Raw genomic sequence first — 20,600 nt, 5'->3', positions numbered from 1 at the left:
TGAATTATATATTTAATTTTGTATGAAAACAATATACTTCACTTAATATTCTTGGGAAAGTTTGTCCTGCTCTCTGCATATCATTTAGAAAAGGAGGGTGTTTCACGTGAAACCAACGAAGCTTATTTGCTATGTAGTAGGATGTGTATTTCTTGTTTCCGGACTAATGAAATTTGTGGATCTTTCAATGGTCAGCAGTTTTGAACAGATGGGCGTTCCTTTATCTAACTATGTTTATTTTTTTGTTGCACTTTTTGAAGTCATGGCAGGGATGTTATTAATCGGCAGGATATTTATCCACATATGTCTTATTCCTCTTATTTTTATTTTACTTGGGGCATTATTTTTCACTAAACTTCCTCTTCTATCAGAGGATGGCGTATTCGCATTTCTCTTTGCATCACGATTAGACCTTACGTTACTTATACTACTTCTTTTTCTCTGGACGCAGCGGAAGGATAAAGAAGCCTTCACTTAACTTTCTCACACCCAGTTGTGGACAACATCTGTGTAATTCTAAATTTCTGTTTATAGTATATGGATAAACACAACTTATCCACAATTATATCCACATATGCACAAACGTTCGCAGTTATATTGTGTAAGAACATATTTTCCACACCAAATATAGAAATATCTTCTTTTTTTATCCACTGTTTGTGCATAATTCTTTATTTCTGTGGATAATAATGCTGATTAAAAAAAGAGCGGATGTTTTTCCTCATCCACTCCTTTTTGCTGTTATTGAACTTCCAGCTCTATTTCTGCCTGGTTTAATTCGCCGTCCCTGTAATAGTCAACTGTTACCGAATCCCCCACTTCTTTATCTTCATAAAGGATTTTTCGTAAATCGATCGTGTTGTGCACAGGAACTCCATCCAACGCTACAATAACATCATACTGCTCCATTCCTGCTTTATCAGCTGGGGATAAGTTTTCCACGCTCCATACATATACGCCTCCTTCTACTTCTACAGGAAGCTGTAATGTATTTCTCCACTCGTATTGTGGAAGTTCCTCAATCGAATAAATTTCCACGCCTAAATACGGACGGACGACTTCTCCATTTTCCTCCAGCTCTTGAATAACCGGGATAGCACTATCAATTGGGATCGCAAAACCGATTCCTTCTACTGCCTCTTCATTAATTTTCATGGAATTAATCCCGATTAATTGCCCATATAAATTAATCAATGCACCGCCACTATTTCCTGGATTAATCGCTGCATCTGTCTGAATAACTTCAGCCTGCCAATCCGGCTGCCCATCAAAATTAAAGTCCATTGGAATCGTTCGCTCCATGCCGCTAATAACACCTTGGGTAACCGTGCTCGATAAGTATGCGCCTAATGGGTTTCCGATAGCGATAGCGGGTTCTCCTACCTTCAGGCTCTCAGAGGTCCCTATTTCTATCGCTTTATCTTCATTCCTGCTCTCCATTTTAAGTACTGCTAAATCGGTAAATAAATCACTTCCAATAAGTTCTGCTTCTAAATGTGTCTCATCATGCATAATTACTTCCACGGCATCAGCATTTTCAATAACATGATGGTTCGTTACGATATATGTTTCATCGTCTTCTACTTTATAAATAACGCCTGATCCTGTGCCGGCTTCAATACCGTCAGCACCAGCTCCCCACGAGACATTTTGCTGGATATTGGTAATACCTACGACAGCAGGAGTTACTTGTTCGATAATATCTGTCAACTGCGTGGAAACATCTACCTGCAGCGGCTGATCCTCTAATCCTCCACTATCACTAGTATTTTCATTGGTTTCATCTTCTGCTGCAGGACTTATTTGCTCCGCATTCTCCCTGTGAAGAAAATCGGGATTAATAAGCAACACGAGTATTCCACCAATAATAATACCTGATAATAATGGAACAAGCCATTTTCTTTTGTTCTCCTTATCCGGTTTGGGTTCTGGCTGCGGCTGGTTCGGCTGATCATTATATTCCATATATCCTTCTCCTTATCGGTTTATCTACCTAAGTATTCCCGAAACGCATTTATTAATAAACGCAATATGGTAATTTATTTGTTAACATCGCTTTATAGGAACCGTTATCATCATTTGTCCTTTATTATCGCTTAGAAAACAGAGTATCCTTTAACCATTTCTTATACCCTATAAAACAGAGGCCTGATTGGGTGCGATTAATTTCAGTTTATGCATAAATGAAATTTTTATCCCGAATACAAGCCTCTGTATCTTCACTCTATTTTTTTCTGCTTTTTTATACACGCTCTGTTATAGCGCCAACGTCATATAATGGAGTTGGCACTGCTGGGTCCGTGTCGTGCAATTCTACCTCTATTCCACGCTCCGTCAAAATCTGGTTAACAGACATACGTGCCAAGTCCTTCATATTATTATCCAAACTCAGATGGGCTAAGTAAATCCGCTTTGTACGGTTCGTAATAATATCTGTTAAGGCTAGACCGCAATCTTCATTGGAAACGTGTCCGGAGTCTCCCAGGATACGTCGTTTCACATTCCATGGATAACGCCCCATCCGCAGCATCTCCACATCATGATTCGCTTCAAATATATAAGCATCCGCGTCCTCAACGGTCTTTTTAATACGTTCGGATACGTAGCCTAAATCAGTAACAAGTGCTACTTTCTGGCCGTTATTGCGAAATGTGTAAAACATTGGCTCTGCGGCATCATGAGATACACCAAAGGATTCGACTTCGATATCGCCAAAGCTTCGGACAGATCCCATATCAAATTGAAATTTTTGATCTAAAGTTAATTTGCCTAAAGAATGATCCATTGCCTGCCAAGTTTTTTCATTTGCATAAATAGGTAGTTGGTGCTTACGTGCAAAGATCCCAAGACCTTTAATGTGATCACTATGCTCATGTGTTACAAGAATTCCGTCCAGTCGTGATGGATCAATATTAATCTCCTGAAAAAACCCGTCCATCTTTTTTCCACTTAATCCAGCGTCTACTAACAGGCGCTGCTGCTCGGTTTCTATATAAAATGCATTGCCTGTGCTCCCTGATGCAAGCACACTAAAACGTAAAGTCATTCTGGCTCACTCCTAAAAGGCTCAATCTTCTCTTCAATGATGGAAATAAGATTATCTGTTATTTCCTCATCCTCATCTGCCATTGAATAAAGCTTTTTTAAATAGTTATCTTCTAACATTGTTGCAAGGTATTCCGTATAATCTCCTGGATACGTAAAGGATTCTGCAGCATTGACATAATAATCCTTTTCTTCATCTACAGTTATTTTATAGGTCGGGGCAAATACTTGCGTCCCTTCATCCTCAATTCTTGAATAATAACCATAGGTAACATCTGTCACATCTTCTTCAGCATTTAAATAACGATTGTGAAGCAAAGAACGGATAGCAATCTTCGGTGTGTTTAAGCTGGTACTGCCTTGTGTACTCGTGTCACCGATCATGGTTTGCGTATAATGTGTGATCTCTCTATCGTCATTAACATAAAAGGTGAGCATGGCATGCTGATTTAAATAAATCGGATAATTTTCTTTTTCTTGAAAGAAGACGATAATATTTAAATCATGATTCCATGTACCGAAACTGAATTCAAAGGCGTTTGGAACATAAGGGCTAACCAACTCAGACAGTGCACCCCGCTCCAAATCTTCCGGAATCTCTAACGGAGAATCGAATTCTACCGTTAATAATTGATTATCCATACTTCTTACCGCATCTATTTCGTCTATATCATTTAAATCGCTGACTTCCGATTGGGAAAATTCTTTTTGTGAGGATGAAATATAACTCAGTTCTGGCACTTCAAAATCAGTGTCTGCAGAAATAGTGATATTCTCCTGTTCCAGCTCCTCCTCCAGGTTCATATCTGTAACCTCCAGCTCCGGAATATTCATTTCCTGCTGTTTTCCAATAAATTGAAATAACAAATAAACATTTAAGACGAGGAAACTGAGAATAAATAGTGTTTTAATATGTGACCATTGCATTCTCAACTTCCCCCTTCTATAGTTTGTTGCGTATCTGTATTTGGTTCTGGCACAATTGACCAGCTATTATTTATTCGCTGATACCAATTCGGCTCTAGTAATACATAGTCACCGTTATCGTCTGACTCTATAGTTAAACGATACGCAATCTTCACATCCTGAATATCTGCTTCATTCTCATTTTGTTGAATACTATCCATGATTTCATTGCTATCCCTTAATTCTATTGAAGAGGTATTAACAACTGTTTCTAGTGAGATTAAGGAGCGGTTATACACACTTAATTGATCATTCTGCCATTCCTGATAAATGATTGATAAATCCATGTACGAATTATTTATCACGGGATAATGGAAATGGAATAGACGGAAAGCAATACTATCATCGGTAAAGCCCTCTAAACGATAATCATCGGTAAAGCCCGCATGGCCATTTATATTATTTAAGCTTTGCTGCAAAATGCTGTTATCTGTCGGGTCATTATTTCTCTCTGCTACATCAATAAATTTCATCCCATAACCAGAAATATTTAATTGTCTATTATCCGTCCGATACATAATCGATCCAGGAGCTGATTCGGATATATTCACTAAATTAGGATTAGGGAACATAATATTTCTAACATTGACAGCAGGGATTGTATCAAAAGTATACGTATAAGATGTCAATGTTTTCTTCCCACTTGGGATATAAATATTCCTATCCGTCTCCGTCAGCAGCTGCCTCTCTTCATATTCTTCCTCTGTGAGCTCGCCAAATATGGTTAATAAGTTATCATAGTCGGACATGGATTGGATATCAGCTTCAACCATTTGCTCCTCATCATTGGAAACAAAACGAACATTTAATGTCTCCTCATCCTCCTGTAAAACAATATAAAACCGATCGACATAAAAATTTGTGTTACCCGTCAACGTATTTTCCACATTTAAAATATTGTCAAATAATGATAATGGAACCTCTGTTGGAAAAATAATTTCTACTTCCGCGCCAGGCTCCCTATCTTCTTCTAAATCGCTATTTTGGATATTCGTCAATTCCCATTGCTGGATATCCTCAAAAAACTCCATACTATCCGCAGGGTCTTTATACGCAAAAAATTGTCCATTCATTTTAAAAACAACGTCTGTTGGTTTTAGGACATCACTTACTTCACTTGGCTCGCCACCTAAATCAGCTTCATCAATGGATTCCACATCGCTTAATGGCTCATATTCCGCTCGATAGTTCCACATTCCAAAGGTGAGAATTAAACTCGTTCCTATTAAAATAATCAGTAATAATGATTTTGCAGTTTCTAATTTCATTTGCCTTTCCCCCGCTTCGATCCCATGAGTGGCAAGGTAAATAGAATTGTCGTTCCGCGCCCTTCCTTACTCTGCGCCCAGATCTTTCCATGATGAGCTTCTACAAGTTCTTTCGTAATTGCTAAACCAAGTCCTGTTCCACCAAACTTTCTTGTTCTGGCACGATCTGCACGGTAGAAACGATCAAATATCTTTTCGAGCTTATCGTATGGAATACCCATTCCTTCATCTTGAATACTAACAATTGTCATATGCCGTCTTACATCGAGATTCACACGTACTTTCCCGCCTTCTGGTGAGTATTTGAAAGCATTGGTGATTATATTATCAAACACCTGCGTTATTTTATCTCTATCCATCCATACGTGTGATTTTCCTTTTGGTATATTACGCTCTAATCTAATCGTTTCTGGTAAATTCATTTCGTATCGGTCGAGAACCTGATGCACATAACTCACAAACTCAGTTCTTTCCTTATGCATTGGTAGTTCATCCGAATCCATTTTAGATAACTGCAACAGGTCGTTTACCATTCGAATCATACGATCTGTTTCCTTCTGCGTGACCTCTAAAAAGCGTGGTGCAATTTCTTTGTTTTCCCAGGCTCCATCTGACAATGCTTCTAAGTAGCTTTTCATGGTCGTCAGCGGTGTACGGAGTTCATGGGATACATTCGATACAAAATCTCGCCGTTCCTGTTCGATTTTCTCCTGTTCCGTAACATCACTAATTACGGTAATAAAGCCAGTCATTTCTTCTTCTTCATCTACGACGGTCGAGAAGTTTGCACGAATGATAAACGGTGTTTCTTCATCACTAAAATCAATAATCATCGAACCACTGTCTGGAAGCTTACTAATATCGACAATTTTTTCTTCCAGATTTAAAACATCAATGAGATCATCACCAATTACATCATCTGGATTCGCCCCAATCATTCTTGCCGCAGCATCATTCATCAATGTTACTGATCCCGTCTGATCTGTCGCAATAACACCATCACTCATATAGGAAAGAACTGAGCTCAACTTCCTTCGCTCTTCTTCAATCGTAGCGTAGGAATGCTTCAGCCTGCTATTCAAATCATTAAACGTCTCCGCCAGCTGACCTATCTCATCCTGTCCGTAAACATCCAGCTTTTGGGTAAAGTCTCCATTAGACATAATCAGCGCTTGTTCGCGCATTTCTTTGATTGGTTTTGTAATTGTACGCGCAACAAGAATACCAAGTATTGCAGAGATACTAATTGCTAAAATAGAACCTTGCAAAAAGATATTATTAATCTCTTCAATCTGATCATACACTTCTTCCAAAGAGGCTTTAAACTGGATCGCTCCAACTGCAAGCCCTTCATTTCCGATTAATGGTTCCACATGTACATACACTCTACTGTCTGTTTGCCGGTCAAAGTACGTATTTTTCCGGGGCTGATCGAAAAGTATGGTATTCTTTACATCAATATCCGTAGATTTTCTTCCGACTTCTGACTGTCCATCAATCTGATTTGTCCCTAAAATTCGGCTCTGACCATCATAAACATGAATGGTGGTCGCCAAATTTTCTGTATTTACATCATCAATAATTGCTTGAATTTCCTGTTCTAAATTCGGTTCTTCTTCCGAACGTTCTCTTGCAAAAGCCTGTTCCAAATTATAGCTCAGCATCTCCACACGTTCGTTAACAGAAGCTTTAAACGTTTCCGATAAATCTTCTTCTAACCGGTCTGTAAAAAAAGACCCAATGACTTGCACAGCTAAAATTAATAATAAAATGTAAATAATAATAAATTTTAACTGGATCGACCTGAAAAAACCAACTTTATTCATAATGCCTTACTCCTGTTCAGGATTACGCAAATAATATCCGACACCTCTTCTTGTCACAATCCATAATGGGTTACTTGGATTTTCTTCAATCTTCTCACGGAGGCGTCGAACAGTTACATCGACTGTACGCACATCTCCAAAATAATCATAACCCCATACCGTTTCTAACAAGTGTTCACGTGTCATGACTTGTCCAATATGACGTGCTAAATAATGTAACAACTCAAATTCACGATGCGTTAATTCAATCTCTTCTCCTTTACGGGAAACGACATAAGCATCTGGATGAACGACTAAATCGCCAATTACGATATCCTTAGTTGTTTTTGCGGGTTCATCTGCTGGAACATTCTCACGACGTAGATTCGCTTTTACACGTGCAATTAATTCACGATTACTAAATGGCTTCGTTACATAATCATCAGCACCTAGCTCTAATCCGAGTACTTTATCAATTTCGGCGTCTTTTGCAGTCAGCATAATAACAGGGACGCTTTGTGTCTTACGTATCTCACGCAATACTTCATTCCCGTCTTTTCCCGGGAGCATAATATCTAATAAGATTAAATTAGGACGCTCTGATTCAGCGAGTTCAATCGCTGTATCTCCATCGTTGGCTACAACTACCTGATAACCTTCTTTTTCTAAATTAAATTGTAATATATCAGCAATTGGTTGTTCATCATCAACAACTAATATTTTTTGACTCATTGATTGCACATCCTTTTTTTAGTTAAATATTTGTTTTTTGTTTGTAGTCATTTTGTTTATTTTAATCTGTTTAATGTAAATTCAAGGTTTATTCCTCTTTATTATAAAGCCCTTCACTCTGTTTAATTCACAAATACAGTGACATTTTTAGAGTAACATTAATTACGACAAAGCTCCTGAATCATAGACTTACTCATTCTATTTTAACGTAAAATTGCAATTATGTCTTGTTGACGAAATGTTTAATTATTGTAGAGTACATGTACTTTACATATACTCTACAATTACTAACTACTCTACAACTATTTTACATGTACCTGACATGTACTTTACAAGTGCTCTACATATACTCTATAACCATTCACTCTGTTCTTTAAGATAATCTTTTTTGGATAAAACAAATTAAACATTTAAAAATTATTTCACAAATAGAGCGTAACTTTATATAAAGCAAAAAGAGACTGTAACGAGACAGCCTCTTTTCAATCATCTATTTACTATCTATTATGGACGATACACACTTCTTACGACATTTGTTTGAGAACGATCTGGACCCACAGAAAAAATAGATAATGGAATTTCTGTTAGCTGAGAAATTCGCTCTAAGTAGTGACGTGCATTGGCTGGAAGTTCATCCAATGTCTTCACTCCTGTAATATCCTCTGTCCAGCCCGGCATTTCTTCATATACCGGTTCACATTCTGCTAATGCTTTTAAGCTTGCCGGGAATTCTTTAATAACTTCCCCTTTGTAGCGATAAGCAACACAGATTTTCAATGTTTCAATGCCAGTCAGAACATCAATCGAGTTTAGCGATAAATCCGTAATTCCGCTCACACGGCGTGCATGACGGACAACAACACTGTCAAACCAGCCTACACGGCGCGGACGTCCTGTGGTTGTTCCATATTCACGACCAACTTCACGAATTTGGTTCCCAATTTCATCATGTAATTCTGTTGGGAAAGGACCATCACCAACACGTGTTGTATATGCTTTTGATACACCTACTACATGATTGATTTTGGAAGGACCTACACCAGAGCCAATGGTAACTCCACCAGCAATCGGGTTAGAAGACGTTACAAATGGATACGTACCCTGGTCAATATCAAGCATAACTCCTTGTGCACCTTCAAAGAGGACACGTTTTCCTTCATCAATCGCATCGTTTAAAACAACGGATGTATCTACCACATAAGGAGCCATTTGCTGTCCATACTCAAAATATTCATCGAGAATATTCTCTACTAAAATTGGATCAGACTCATATACTTTTTCAAATAAACGATTCTTTTCTTTTAAGTTTTGTACCAATTTTCCATGGAATACTTCTTTATCCATTAAATCTGCAACACGGATGCCGACACGTGCCGCTTTATCCATATAAGCAGGACCAATACCTTTTTTCGTCGTACCAATTTTATTCTCGCCTTTTTCTTCCTCTTGAAGAATATCCAATTTCAAGTGATATGGAAGAATCACATGCGCACGATTGCTGATACGGAGATTTTCTGTAGAAACATTACGCTCATGTAAATAAGCAATTTCTTCTACAAATGCTTTGGGATCGATAACCATTCCATTTCCAAGAACACATGTCTTTTCGTTAAAGAAAATTCCAGATGGGATTAAGTGTAACTTGTATGTTACATCATCAAATTTAATCGTATGACCAGCGTTATTTCCGCCTTGATAACGAGCAACTACTTCTGCATTTTGAGATAGGAAATCAGTAATTTTACCTTTCCCTTCATCTCCCCATTGCGTACCTACAACTACTACTGAGGACATGGTGCACCTCCAAGATTGATTTTATATATGAAGATTCTTGTCCTGCATGAATTTTTTATTCATCCATAACAGAACAATCTCTTATTATCATTTGCTTTTTACTCACCTTTTAGTATTTTATCAGTAAAAAAAAGAGACGTCAATGTAAAACACGAACATTATTTTTTCTTTTTGACTTTATCATTCGCTTAATTCACCTTATTTTATTGATTTCTATTAAAGAAAGACGAATTAAAAAGCATAAAAATAAAGGAATGTTCGGATTTTAACGTCTATATTGCAGTAATGCTGTTTTATCCTTTTTCTAGTCCTATGAAAGCAGCTGCTATGCCGCCTAGACCATACAGCATAAACGTAAAGGAATAACCCCATGATTCAATAAATACACCGGCAAATGATGAGCCGATCACTTGTCCAACCGCTAATAGCAAGAAAGGCACACCAATTCCTAATGACGCATTCTTAATAAAGACACGAATCCCCCAAACGAGTAGAACGCCAGTTAAAAAAATATATGCACAGCCAAATAACCCCGCTGATATATAAGCTATCGAGAAATTTTCTGGTGCTAAAGCAAGAAGTATCGATGCAAAAGCAATTGCAAGACTGCCTCCTTTATAAGCTAATGGCAGCCCGCTTTTTTCAATTAAAGAGCCTGAAAAACCTCCCAAAACGCCAAAAAGGCCGATTATAACCCAAAATCCTGACAGTTGCCATTCATTATAATCACCTGCTGTTCCGATAAAAGTCCTCGAAAATGTCCAAAAAGCCGCTGTGGAAAAGCCAAGTACAAGAGAAGCTATCATCAATCGATTCGCTCTTTTTACTCCCTGCAACGAGAAGTTTCCTTTCTTAAGCACTAATTTTGCTCCAAAACCCGTATTCATTTCTGGAATTGCTTTGTAATTCCATAGAAGAATAAATAATGCCAATGCTGCGTAAATACCATAGGTAAGTCTCCAATGTGGCATTAATAAAATAGCTCCTAACCCAGAAAGAGCAATACCAAAACCGGTTCCTGAATTAATCCATGTATTTGCTTTTCCTTGTTTTTCTGTTTTCATCCAGATGGATACAGCTGCACCATAAGGCGGGGACGCTAGACCTGTACTTCCTCCAGCAAGAAGAACCCCTAACCCTAACAGCCATACATTAGGAGCAATCGCCATCAGCAATAAACCCAAAAAGGCGGATAATCCGGCTAAAATAATCATTCTTCTTGGCCCTTCTTGTGTGGTAATGACGGTTGAGACAACAATTGTTACACAGTAGGCAACGTAAAATAAAGAAGAAACAACTCCTGAAGTCGAATCTCTCATCTCCAATGATTCATTGATTGCCGGTAAAAGCAGACCAAAACTAAACCTTGCCAGACCGTATGTAACAGCAATCATTGTAATTCCAGGCAACACTAATTTTGAAAACTTCATCCAATATTCCTCCTCACTTTATAATGTTATATAGAACGACCTTTCTAATTTAGAGATAAAAAAATTACGATGAATGTTGGACTAATGTCCTCGCCATCGCAATAGAATATTCTGTTGCTTTCTCTGCTCCAATTAATGTTGTCATAGAAGTTGCGCCTTCTAACAACAATGTAAATTGATTCGCTAAATCCTGTTTATTCTCTTTCCCTTTTCGTTTAGCAAGATCCTGAAAGTACTTGAGCAGTTTTGCTTTATGGCTTCGTGCAATGTTTTCAATCTCATTATCTGTTCCTGCATAATCCTCTATTGCTCTTAAAAATAAATCTCCTTGGTAAGATTGTTCTTTTAACCATAAACCATGCGCTTCCACAGCAAGAATAAATGGAGACTCTGAATCTTTTTCTACATAAGAATCTAAATAAGACCAATAACGCGCTTCCCGTTGTTTCAATACTTCTTCAACTAAATTATCTTTGGAAGGGAAATGATTGTAAAGCGTCATTGTGGCGACATTTGCTTCCTTAATAATTTGCTTCAGTCCTACACCGCGAAATCCATATTCATAAAATAACGTTTCAGCAACACGAAGTAATGCTTCTTTTTTTGTCGAACGACTCATTGTTTCACTTCCTTTTGTGTGAAGAACGACCTTTCTAATTTGAGTGTATCAGTAACTTAATTAAAACGTCAATTAATTTTATAGTCCAAAAAGCCTCCCCAGCCATCCTTATTGGAATAGCTTTCTAAGATTAATAGGTTTATTATTCAATACCTTCTGTCCATTCAGCTACTTTATCTTGATTAGCTTCAATCCAGTCAGCTGCCGCATCCTCTGGAAAAGCACCTTCATTCATAGCTAACATCACTTCTTCTATATCTTCGGGTTCCCAGTAAAAGTTATCTAATATTTGATATGCTTCTGGAGCATCTTCTTCCAAATCTTTACGCACAATGGTTTCTATTGTTTCCGCTTCACCAAATACCCCGCCCGGATCATCTAGATATTTCAGGTCATATTCTTGGAATTTCCAGTGTGGAGTCCAGCCAGTGACAATAATTTCGTCTTCTTCTTCATAAGCTCTTCTTAATTCTGTTGCCATCGCACCAGAAGAAGAGGTCTGTACGGTCCATCCTTCTAAGTTATCATATTCTTCTACAGCATTTGCAGCCGCATCCATCACACCGGCACCAGGATCAATACCTATAATGTTTTGATCAGCTTCTTTAGAAAGGTCTTCAATAGAATTGACTTCCATATATTCCGGAACAACCAAACCAAGTTTTGCTCCTTCTAAGTTAGGACCAAGTTCCACAACTTGATCAGCATATGCTTCATATTGCGCTTTCATTGTTAATGGCAACCATGCAGATACCATTCCATCTGCTTCACCGTTCGCTATTGCTTCCCACATTAAAGCATTATCAATCCCCGTTAACGTGACATCATACCCAGCTTCTTCAAGTACTTGACCAATAACGTATGTAGAGGCTACCTCTGAATCCCGCTCTACATAAACTATTTCAAGATCTCCTTTTTCACCGCTAGCGTCACTTCCACAACCAGCAACTACTAATCCAAATACCAATGAACCAATAAGGCCGGCACGATTAAATTTCTTTTTTGACATAATGAAAACTCTCCTACTCCTTCTCTTTGATTAAAACATTTTTATATAGAACGACCTTTCTATTTTAGTGTATCAGCTGCTTCATGATGTCGTCAATTCAAGTTATATCCTGCATTCTATCGCCATAAAAAAGACTCCCAACCAATTAGTTGAAAGCCTTCCAAAAAGGGAAATTCTCCTTTATCATTGAGAACCGCCCGTCAAACTCCCACTGAGGGAAGTTTCAATTTATAATTCTGTTTCTACAATATCATCACCGGTCATTGGCTCGTTAGAACCAAATCCGCTCGAATTTTCCTCCGAAATAATCCACTTATCTTCTTCTTCCAGATACTCCAAAGTCATGGACCTATCTACATATTCTTCTTTCGGGTCATCATCTCCTCCATACTTATAATTTTTTCCATATTCCCGATGAACTTCTACTGGCAAAGTCACATAGTGACGGCCTCCCGAGCCAAGTTCATAAGATGGAGACCCAAAATCAATTCTTGTTCCAAATACTTCTCCATCATGTGAGCTCTCTGAATTAATGTCGCTTTTAATATCATCATTCAGAGACTCCCGTAGTTCTTCAGATACGTCCTCTGTCAACTCATCTATTTCTAATTCAACTAAAGCTGCCATCCTGCTTTCGAAATAGTTGTTGAGAAGCTCTGTCATCTCTTCCCGGTCCTCTTCACTTGTTAATATCCCCGGCGTTATATCATACTCTTCTTCACTACCAATCGTTAACTCTTCACTTTGCGCTTCCTCCCAAGGGAACTCTACAACTCCTTGTAGTGTATTTCCATCACTAACCGGACCAAACTCCACTCCATCCATATATCCATACTCATCTGCTGTTATCTCCGTATCTGCTTCTTCACCATTAACGAGAAGTTTTGTATTATCTACCGAAGAGGTGATGTAAACAAAGCTCCCTTGTAAATCTAGATTAATCGATTGGTTAAAAGAGTCAGAACTCAATAACGAAAATGACCCTTCACTATTCACCGTCGCATAAGGGAATTCTCCTTCAGCTACAAACGTGTACTCACCAGGGCCAAACAAACCAAGCGTATCATCCAAGTTTTCTACTTCCAGTGCGTCTCCTTCATCTACTGTTATGGTTATTTGATCTGGTTCAAGGTCGGATGTTTCATTCGTTACGGTAACCTCATAGTTCCGTACTTTTAATTCACCTTCATCATCAAAATAGAATAAACCTTCTTCATTTGATAGCATCGTATCTTCATCTAACGCATTTACTTGTTGTTCAAGCAATCGAAGCTGCTCCTGATATTTACCGCTATCATCATGAAAAGTTTCGATAACCTGCTGCGCTTGCTGCTCTGTCCAATATGTACCCTCATCCACTGTTACTAACTCCAGTAAACCTTCCGGATCTCTGTCGTCTACGGTTTCCTTAAAGTCTTGTGCTGCCTTTTCCGAGCTGTTGGAGCATGCGCTTAAAAAAAGTGCTGTTAAAATAAATAAGAATAATGCATATGTTTTGTTAAAATGAAATTTTTGCATCTCTTTTCTCCTTTATATTGTTTTTTCATACAAAGTTAAATCAAGCTTCTATCCTCTTTATAATTTAATTATTATTTAACTTAGCATATTATCCCTTTGTTGTTAACAGCATCCATTAAATTAATTAGCCTTTTTAGAAAATTAGTTATTTTGTCATCAGATAAAGAAAAGAGCTATCCCGATATGATTACCGGAATAGCTCTTTAAGACTAGATAATGAATAATTATTCAATACCTTCTGTCCACTCATCTACTTTATCCTGGTTAGCTTCTACCCAATCAGCTGCTGCATCTTCAGGAGAAGCACCTTCATTAATAGCCAGCATTACTTCTTCCATATCATCTGTCTCCCAATAGAAGTTATCTAATACTTGATATGCTTCTGGAGCATCTTCTTCTAGACCTTCGCGAACCATGGTTTCAATTGTTTCTGCTTCACCAAATACACCATCTGGGTCTTCAAGATATTTCAGGTCATAAGCTTGGAATTTCCAGTGCGGAGACCAGCCAGTAACAACAATCTCATCTTCACTGTCAATAGCACCACCTAATTCTGTTGCCATTGCACCACTGGAAGAAGTTTGTACATCCCAGTCTTCCAGATTATCATACTCTTCCACAGCATTTTCTGCCGCGTTTACAACACCAGCACCCGCTTCAATGCCTGTAATGGTTTGACCAGCTTCATCTGTAAGATCTTCAATTGAATCAACGTCCATGTATTCAGGCACAACAAGACCAATTGCTGCTCCTTCTAAGTTTGGGCCAAGCTGTTCTACCTGATCACCATAAGCTTCATATTGTTCAGCATGTGTTCCTGGTAACCAAGCAGCCACCATTCCGTCTGCTTCCCCGTTAGCAACTGCTTCCCACATAAATGCATTATCCAGTGCAGTCACTGTAACATCGTAACCTAAATCTTCCAATACTTTTCCAACAACGTTTGTAGATGCTACCTCTGTATCCCATTCGACGTAAGCTAATTCGATTTCTCCATCTACACCGCCTTCCGCAGAATCAGAATCACCATCTCCGTTTTCACCATTACTATCATCACTTCCACAACCAGCAACAACTAGTCCAAGTGCTAATGAACCGATAAGTCCAGCACGCTTAAGACTCCATTTAGACATAAATAAAACTCCCCTTTTCTAAAAATTTATTTTTCTCTTATCTATTGACACTTTTCATGGATGAGAGGGAATATCCTCTCTCATCCATGAAAAGATTGTCACACAAGTTTATTCTTTCGCTTTGTTCATATTTTGGGTAATTCGATCGATAATAATTGCCAAAATAACAATTCCAACACCAGCAACAAATCCGGTACCAACAGATGCGCGTTGGAGAGAAGAAAGTACTTCACTTCCGAGTCCTGGTGCACCAATCATAGAAGCGATAACAACCATGGATAATGCTAACATTACCGTTTGGTTAATACCGGCCATAATCGTTCCTTTGGCCATAGGCAATTCTACTTTAAATAACTTCTGTGATCCTGTTGCACCGAATGAATCCGATGCTTCAATTAAATCATTTGAAACCTGACGAATTCCTAAGTTTGTAAAACGGACAGTCGGCGGTGTCGCAAAAATAAGGGATGCGAATACACCTGGAACCATCCCGATTCCGAAGAACGCTACTGCCGGGATTAAATAAACGAATGCCGGCATGGTCTGCATAAAGTCCAAGATTGGTGTGAAAATAGAATTGGCAATTTTACTTTTAGCCATCAATATTCCCACTGGGACACCAACAATGACCGATAATATACTTGCTAAAATAACCAATGTCACTGTAGACATGAGCAAATCCCATAATCCTTGGTTATAAACAAACCATAGACCAACGATAGAAAATACGGCTAATCCTAACTTCTTACCAGAAACAAAGAATGCAATCACGGCAACAATTAGGATAAATAAAATGGGCGGAATCCCCGTTAAAACATTTGAAGATACAAAATCCATAAAGTTACCAAGATGATCTTTGATTGGTTCGAAAAGAAATGCAAAGCTATCTTGAATCCAATCTGTCGCAGTTTCAGTCCATTCTGCTAACGGTATTTGATCGATAAAATCAAGCATCTAAGTTCACCTCACCATCATTTGCAAGTGCGGCTAACACAGCACCGCGAACAATAATTCCATTTAAACGTCCGCTATCTTCCACTACCGCAATTGGTACAGGCGTGTCATAAATCATAGAGAAAATTTCTTGCATTGGTGTATCTGGGGATACTCTTAAAATATCCGTTTGCATGATTTCTTTGATATCTGATATTTCTTTTTTACGTGCATCTGAAGCATCATCTGCTGTCACATAACCTTGCAGACGACGGCTTTCATCAACAACCAAGATGCTGGAAATACCTTCCTTGCGCATTCTTTCTAACGCAGCTCGAGGCCCATGCTTCGCTATATTAATGGTTTCAGGCCGCTTCATAATATGGCTTGCTGTTAGTATCTTTGAGCGGTCCACATCTTCAACGAATTTCTCTACATAATCATTTGCAGGGTTCATCAGAATTTCTTCTGGAGTTCCGATTTGTACAATAGCTCCATCTTTCATTAATGCAATCCGATCACCTATACGAAGTGCTTCATCAAGATCATGTGTAATAAAAATGATCGTTTTTTTCATAGAAGCCTGCAGATCCATCAGCTCATCCTGCATTTCTTTGCGGATAAGCGGATCAAGTGCAGAGAAAGCTTCATCCATCAATAATACTTTAGGATCATTAGCTAGCGCACGAGCAAGTCCTACACGCTGCTGCATTCCACCAGACAATTGACCAGGTTTCTGCTGCATATAGCTACCTAAACCAACAAGTTCTAATGATTCTTCGGCCTTCTTTTCCCGTTCCGATTTATCAACACCTTGTATTTCTAATCCAAACGCCGCATTTTGTAAAATGGTACGGTGCGGAAAAAGTGCAAACTGCTGGAATACCATTCCTAATTTTTCACGCCGAACTTGTCTTAATGTTTTTTTATCTAATGTTGCCAGCTCTTTTCCATCAATAAGAATGGATCCTTCACTTGGCTCAATTAATCGATTGATTAAACGAACTAAAGTAGATTTCCCACTTCCAGAAAGACCCATAATAACAAATGTTTCTCCTTCTTCAACTGAAAAGCTGGCACGATTTACTCCGACAGTATTCCCTGTTTTTTTCAATATCTCTTCTTTAGACATACCTTCATCTAACATTTTGATAGATTGGTTGATATTTTTACCAAAGATTTTAGACAGGTCTTTTGCTTCAACTACTGCCATGTAATCACCTCTCTATAATTATATTGTTTTGTAAAACATCTAAATTCAAAAAACCTTTGGTACTCTTGAACCATTTATGCTAAAAAGAAAAATAAATGAACCCACAATAGACTCATTTATTTTATGGCACCTAAATAGATGTATTTACCTGTTTCTAGGCAACAATATTCATTATAGTTAAGTTCTGAATAAAGCTCAAATCGCTTATCATGCGGTATTCTAAGAGTTTCAAGCAATATATACCTTCTCTCTAATATAACCGAGCTTATCTGCCTTTTTCTCCTTTATCCTTTAAGATACTTCATTTATTTTACAAATGGGGGAGTTTATTTCTGAATAATTACTATTTTTTTGCAATTACATTTATAATATTACAGGTTTTTTAAATTATACTGCCGGTACTTATTTAAAATATACAAAGCCAACATCAAAATAAACGTTATGGCCAGCATTAACATTCCACCAAGCAGAATCATTTGTACTACAGCCCAACCTGCTTTTATATGTAAGAAAAAGAAAAGAATTAAAAACAAACTTGAAATGATCGTATATTTTCCGAGTGAACGCCCTTCCTGATTCAGCTGCTCCAATAGTCCCTCATACTGCGCTTCCATCGGTAAAGCTTCCGGAGAACCTTGAAAAATTTGTACATAATCTACTGCATCTACAAGCTCCCAGCCTTCCCCCGTTTGTAGTGTATCTTCCTCTATATTTTGAATAGGTTGAAATTCAAGATGATATTGTACGTCTTTTGGTTGATCTTCTTTTAATTGAATAAGAAGGCCGCCCAATCGTAATTTTTCTACGCCCCAGCCTTCTTTTGCAAGAGCTTCCAATTTTTCTGTTCCTATATAATGAAAGAAAAATCTAGCAGGGTTCCAAATAAATTTCTTTTTCATGGATTTTCACCTCTTCTTAATGACATAACTAATTAATTATTATCATTATACAAGATTTTCTGCAATCCTTCTTAATAATCTTGAATACGACACAAAATTGATTTTGTCTTTAGACAGCACTTTCATTTTTTAATTAATGACAATTTTCTTATTTGGTCTATTTTTACGAATTTAAACCATTCCCTTTTTTACCCAATTGTGTAAATCCTTTTATGGCAACGATTTCCGTTTTTTGATAGTTTTAAAAACCATGCATTTTCTAAGGATTTTAAAATGAATTATATTTCTTCAACCCTTTTCATGATATAATCAAGACTGACCTATAACACGATAGAAAGGATGAAAAAAACCGATGAGTCGTTCAAACGAACATATCGAAAAGTCAGAAACAGCTGTTAAGGCGCCAAATCCTCGACTTAAAAGCTGGAAGAGTGTCTTTAATAAACTTAAAAAAAATAAGTCGGCTGTTGTCGGCGGTATATTAATCATTTTACTTATCCTTATTGCCCTTGTCGGACCACACTTGGCTCCTTACGACCCTCTATATGATCAGGATGTAACCAATAAATTAGCTACTCCTTCATCGGATCATTGGTTTGGGACAGATAACTTTGGCAGAGACATATTTAGCAGGGTAATCCAAGGTACTGGATTAACGCTTATGATTGGTTTTTTCTCTATTTTACTCGGGGCAACAGTTGGTGTATTCCTCGGTATTATAGCCGGCTACTATGGAAAACGGACAGACAGTATTATTATGCGTATTATGGATGTTTTATTAGCATTTCCTAGTATTCTATTAGCATTAACTATCGTTACTGTATTAGGCGGAAGCATGTTTAATGTCATTATTGCTGTTGCTGTTTCATCTGTACCTATTTTCGCGAGAATTGTTCGAGGTTCTACGCTATCTGTGAAAAAGCTGGAGTATATTGATGCGATGAGAGCATTAGGAGCCAGCGATTCCAGAATTATTTTCAAACATATTTTACCTAATATCACCTCTCCAATTATCGTTCAAGCTACGTTAAGTATTGCTACAGCGATTCTATCCGCCAGTGGACTTTCCTTCTTAGGTTTAGGCGCACAGCCTCCTACACCGGAATGGGGAGCTATGCTGAGTGATGGACGAAACTACTTATATAATGCACCTCATGTAGCGTTATTCCCAGGGCTTGCTATTGTCGTAGCTGTATTAGCATTTAACTTACTTGGAGACGGATTACGTGATGCATTTGATCCAAAAACGAGAGAATAGAAAGAGGTGAACCATTTTGATTCAATTTATCATTCGACGTATGTTACAAACGATACCCGTCCTAATCGGTGTATCTATTATCGTATTTAGCATGATGCATCTGGTTCCCGGAGATACTGCGCAAGTCATTGCCGGTGAAGGTGCTCCACGGGAACAAGTTGAAAATATCAGAGAACGCTTAGGCTTAAATGATCCACTACCAACACAGTATTTCAATTATGTGAGCGGTGCCGTTCAAGGAGATTTAGGAACTTCCATGCGAAGTGGACGGGATGTTTCCGCTGAAATTGGTGCCAGGTTCTGGGTAACGGTCGAACTGGCCTTTTACAGTACCGTATTAGCTGTATTCGTAGGATTAATTATTGGTATTATTTCTGCAACGCGCAAATATTCTGCTATTGACACTACGCTGATGGTGATAGCTTTATTTGGTCTATCCATGCCAAACTTCTGGCTTGGTCTCATGTTAATTCAGTGGTTTGCAATTGGAATCGATCTGCCATCATGGGTGCCTTTCTTTAATAATACAAGTTGGTTCAGTCCTTCCGGTTGGGGCAGCTTTAGCCAAATCGTCTTACCTGTTATCACATTAGGTACAAGTAGTGCTGCCATTATTGCACGGATGACGCGTTCAAGTATGCTCGATGTTATCGGCCAAGATTATATTCGAACAGCCCGTGCAAAAGGGGTCAAAGAACGATATGTTATCTACCGTCACGCATTAAAGAATGCACTCATTCCGATTGTTACCGTAGTCGGTCTACAGTTTGGCGGGCTTCTTGGTGGATCAGTATTAACAGAGTCTGTATTCGCTGTTAACGGAATGGGAAAATTGATTATTGACTCTATTGAAGCTCGTGATTTCCCGGTTGTTCAAGGAACTATTTTAGTTGCATCCCTTCTTTTCGTTCTTGTAAACTTGATTGTTGATGTTGCTTATAGATTCTTGAACAAGCGAATTGATTTAGACTAGTATTT

18 protein-coding genes are annotated in these 20,600 nt (G+C 38.1%); 3 read left to right on the top strand and 15 right to left on the bottom strand.

The features are described from left to right. Positions 1-106 precede the first annotated feature (106 nt). Entirely contained in the window at positions 107-478 is a 372-nt protein-coding gene (locus BN986_RS00800; RefSeq protein WP_040977764.1) for a DoxX family protein, read from the top strand. A gap of 263 nt (positions 479-741) precedes the next feature. On the opposite strand, the gene BN986_RS00790 is transcribed toward BN986_RS00800, so the two are convergent. The 15 genes from BN986_RS00790 to BN986_RS00720 form a co-directional block, all read right to left on the bottom strand. Continuing rightward, positions 742-1,965 carry a S1C family serine protease gene (locus tag BN986_RS00790; RefSeq protein ID WP_040977762.1) on the bottom strand — a complete coding sequence of 408 codons (1,224 nt, stop codon included), beginning with the start codon at positions 1,963-1,965 and terminating at the stop codon, positions 742-744. Between the two features lie 277 nt (positions 1,966-2,242). After that, positions 2,243-3,046 carry an MBL fold metallo-hydrolase gene (locus tag BN986_RS00785; protein WP_040977761.1) on the bottom strand — a complete coding sequence of 268 codons (804 nt, stop codon included), beginning with the start codon at positions 3,044-3,046 and terminating at the stop codon, positions 2,243-2,245. Beyond that, positions 3,043-3,972, bottom strand: coding sequence for a two-component system regulatory protein YycI (locus tag BN986_RS00780; protein ID WP_040977760.1), 930 nt, complete (start codon positions 3,970-3,972; stop codon positions 3,043-3,045). The genes BN986_RS00785 and BN986_RS00780 overlap by 4 nt, the downstream gene beginning before the upstream one ends. Before the next feature lie 2 nt (positions 3,973-3,974). After that, positions 3,975-5,279 carry a YycH family regulatory protein gene (locus BN986_RS00775; RefSeq protein WP_040977759.1) on the bottom strand — a complete coding sequence of 435 codons (1,305 nt, stop codon included), beginning with the start codon at positions 5,277-5,279 and terminating at the stop codon, positions 3,975-3,977. Beyond that, positions 5,276-7,105 carry a cell wall metabolism sensor histidine kinase WalK gene (gene walK, locus BN986_RS00770; protein WP_040977758.1) on the bottom strand — a complete coding sequence of 610 codons (1,830 nt, stop codon included), beginning with the start codon at positions 7,103-7,105 and terminating at the stop codon, positions 5,276-5,278. Before walK ends, BN986_RS00775 begins: the two co-directional genes overlap by 4 nt. 6 nt (positions 7,106-7,111) lie before the next feature. After that, positions 7,112-7,816, bottom strand: a complete 705-nt coding sequence (gene yycF / locus BN986_RS00765) for a response regulator YycF (protein WP_040977757.1) — start codon at positions 7,814-7,816, stop codon at positions 7,112-7,114. 504 nt (positions 7,817-8,320) lie between these two features. Continuing rightward, complete coding sequence (locus tag BN986_RS00760; protein WP_040977756.1) at positions 8,321-9,610, bottom strand: adenylosuccinate synthase; 1,290 nt, start codon at positions 9,608-9,610, stop codon at positions 8,321-8,323. A 293-nt stretch (positions 9,611-9,903) separates the two neighbouring features. Next, positions 9,904-11,040 (bottom strand): MFS transporter, encoded by a 1,137-nt coding sequence (locus BN986_RS00755; RefSeq protein WP_040977755.1) that lies wholly within the window; start codon positions 11,038-11,040, stop codon positions 9,904-9,906. 64 nt (positions 11,041-11,104) lie between these two features. Next, complete coding sequence (locus BN986_RS00750) at positions 11,105-11,659, bottom strand: TetR/AcrR family transcriptional regulator (protein WP_040977754.1); 555 nt, start codon at positions 11,657-11,659, stop codon at positions 11,105-11,107. 142 nt (positions 11,660-11,801) lie between these two features. Further along, positions 11,802-12,668: a glycine betaine ABC transporter substrate-binding protein gene (locus BN986_RS00745; protein ID WP_040977753.1), complete on the bottom strand. Its 867-nt coding sequence runs from the start codon at positions 12,666-12,668 to the stop codon at positions 11,802-11,804. A gap of 228 nt (positions 12,669-12,896) precedes the next feature. Continuing rightward, complete coding sequence (locus BN986_RS00740; protein ID WP_040977752.1) at positions 12,897-14,186, bottom strand: TcaA 3rd/4th domain-containing protein; 1,290 nt, start codon at positions 14,184-14,186, stop codon at positions 12,897-12,899. A gap of 224 nt (positions 14,187-14,410) precedes the next feature. After that, positions 14,411-15,319, bottom strand: a complete 909-nt coding sequence (locus BN986_RS00735) for a glycine betaine ABC transporter substrate-binding protein (RefSeq protein WP_040977751.1) — start codon at positions 15,317-15,319, stop codon at positions 14,411-14,413. Between the two features lie 108 nt (positions 15,320-15,427). Next, a complete protein-coding gene (locus BN986_RS00730; protein ID WP_040977750.1) occupies positions 15,428-16,273 on the bottom strand; it encodes an ABC transporter permease in 846 nt (281 codons plus the stop codon). Beyond that, positions 16,266-17,465: a quaternary amine ABC transporter ATP-binding protein gene (locus BN986_RS00725; protein ID WP_040977749.1), complete on the bottom strand. Its 1,200-nt coding sequence runs from the start codon at positions 17,463-17,465 to the stop codon at positions 16,266-16,268. The genes BN986_RS00730 and BN986_RS00725 overlap by 8 nt, the downstream gene beginning before the upstream one ends. 371 nt (positions 17,466-17,836) lie before the next feature. Then, positions 17,837-18,364 (bottom strand): DUF2812 domain-containing protein, encoded by a 528-nt coding sequence (locus tag BN986_RS00720; RefSeq protein WP_040977748.1) that lies wholly within the window; start codon positions 18,362-18,364, stop codon positions 17,837-17,839. A gap of 352 nt (positions 18,365-18,716) precedes the next feature. Between BN986_RS00720 and nikC the strand changes: the two genes are divergently transcribed. Continuing rightward, on the top strand, positions 18,717-19,622 hold the full coding sequence (gene nikC, locus BN986_RS00715; protein ID WP_040977747.1) for a nickel transporter permease: 906 nt from the start codon (positions 18,717-18,719) through the stop codon (positions 19,620-19,622). 16 nt (positions 19,623-19,638) lie between these two features. After that, positions 19,639-20,595 carry an ABC transporter permease gene (locus BN986_RS00710; RefSeq protein WP_040977746.1) on the top strand — a complete coding sequence of 319 codons (957 nt, stop codon included), beginning with the start codon at positions 19,639-19,641 and terminating at the stop codon, positions 20,593-20,595. The last annotated feature ends 5 nt before the right edge of the window (positions 20,596-20,600 follow it).

The sequence above is a fragment of the Oceanobacillus jeddahensis genome, from assembly GCF_000750635.1.
GTDB classification, from domain to species: Bacteria; Bacillota; Bacilli; order Bacillales; family Amphibacillaceae; genus Oceanobacillus; species Oceanobacillus jeddahense.
Note: the sequence above shows the minus strand (reverse complement) of the source record. Positions and strands in the feature narration are given on the sequence as shown.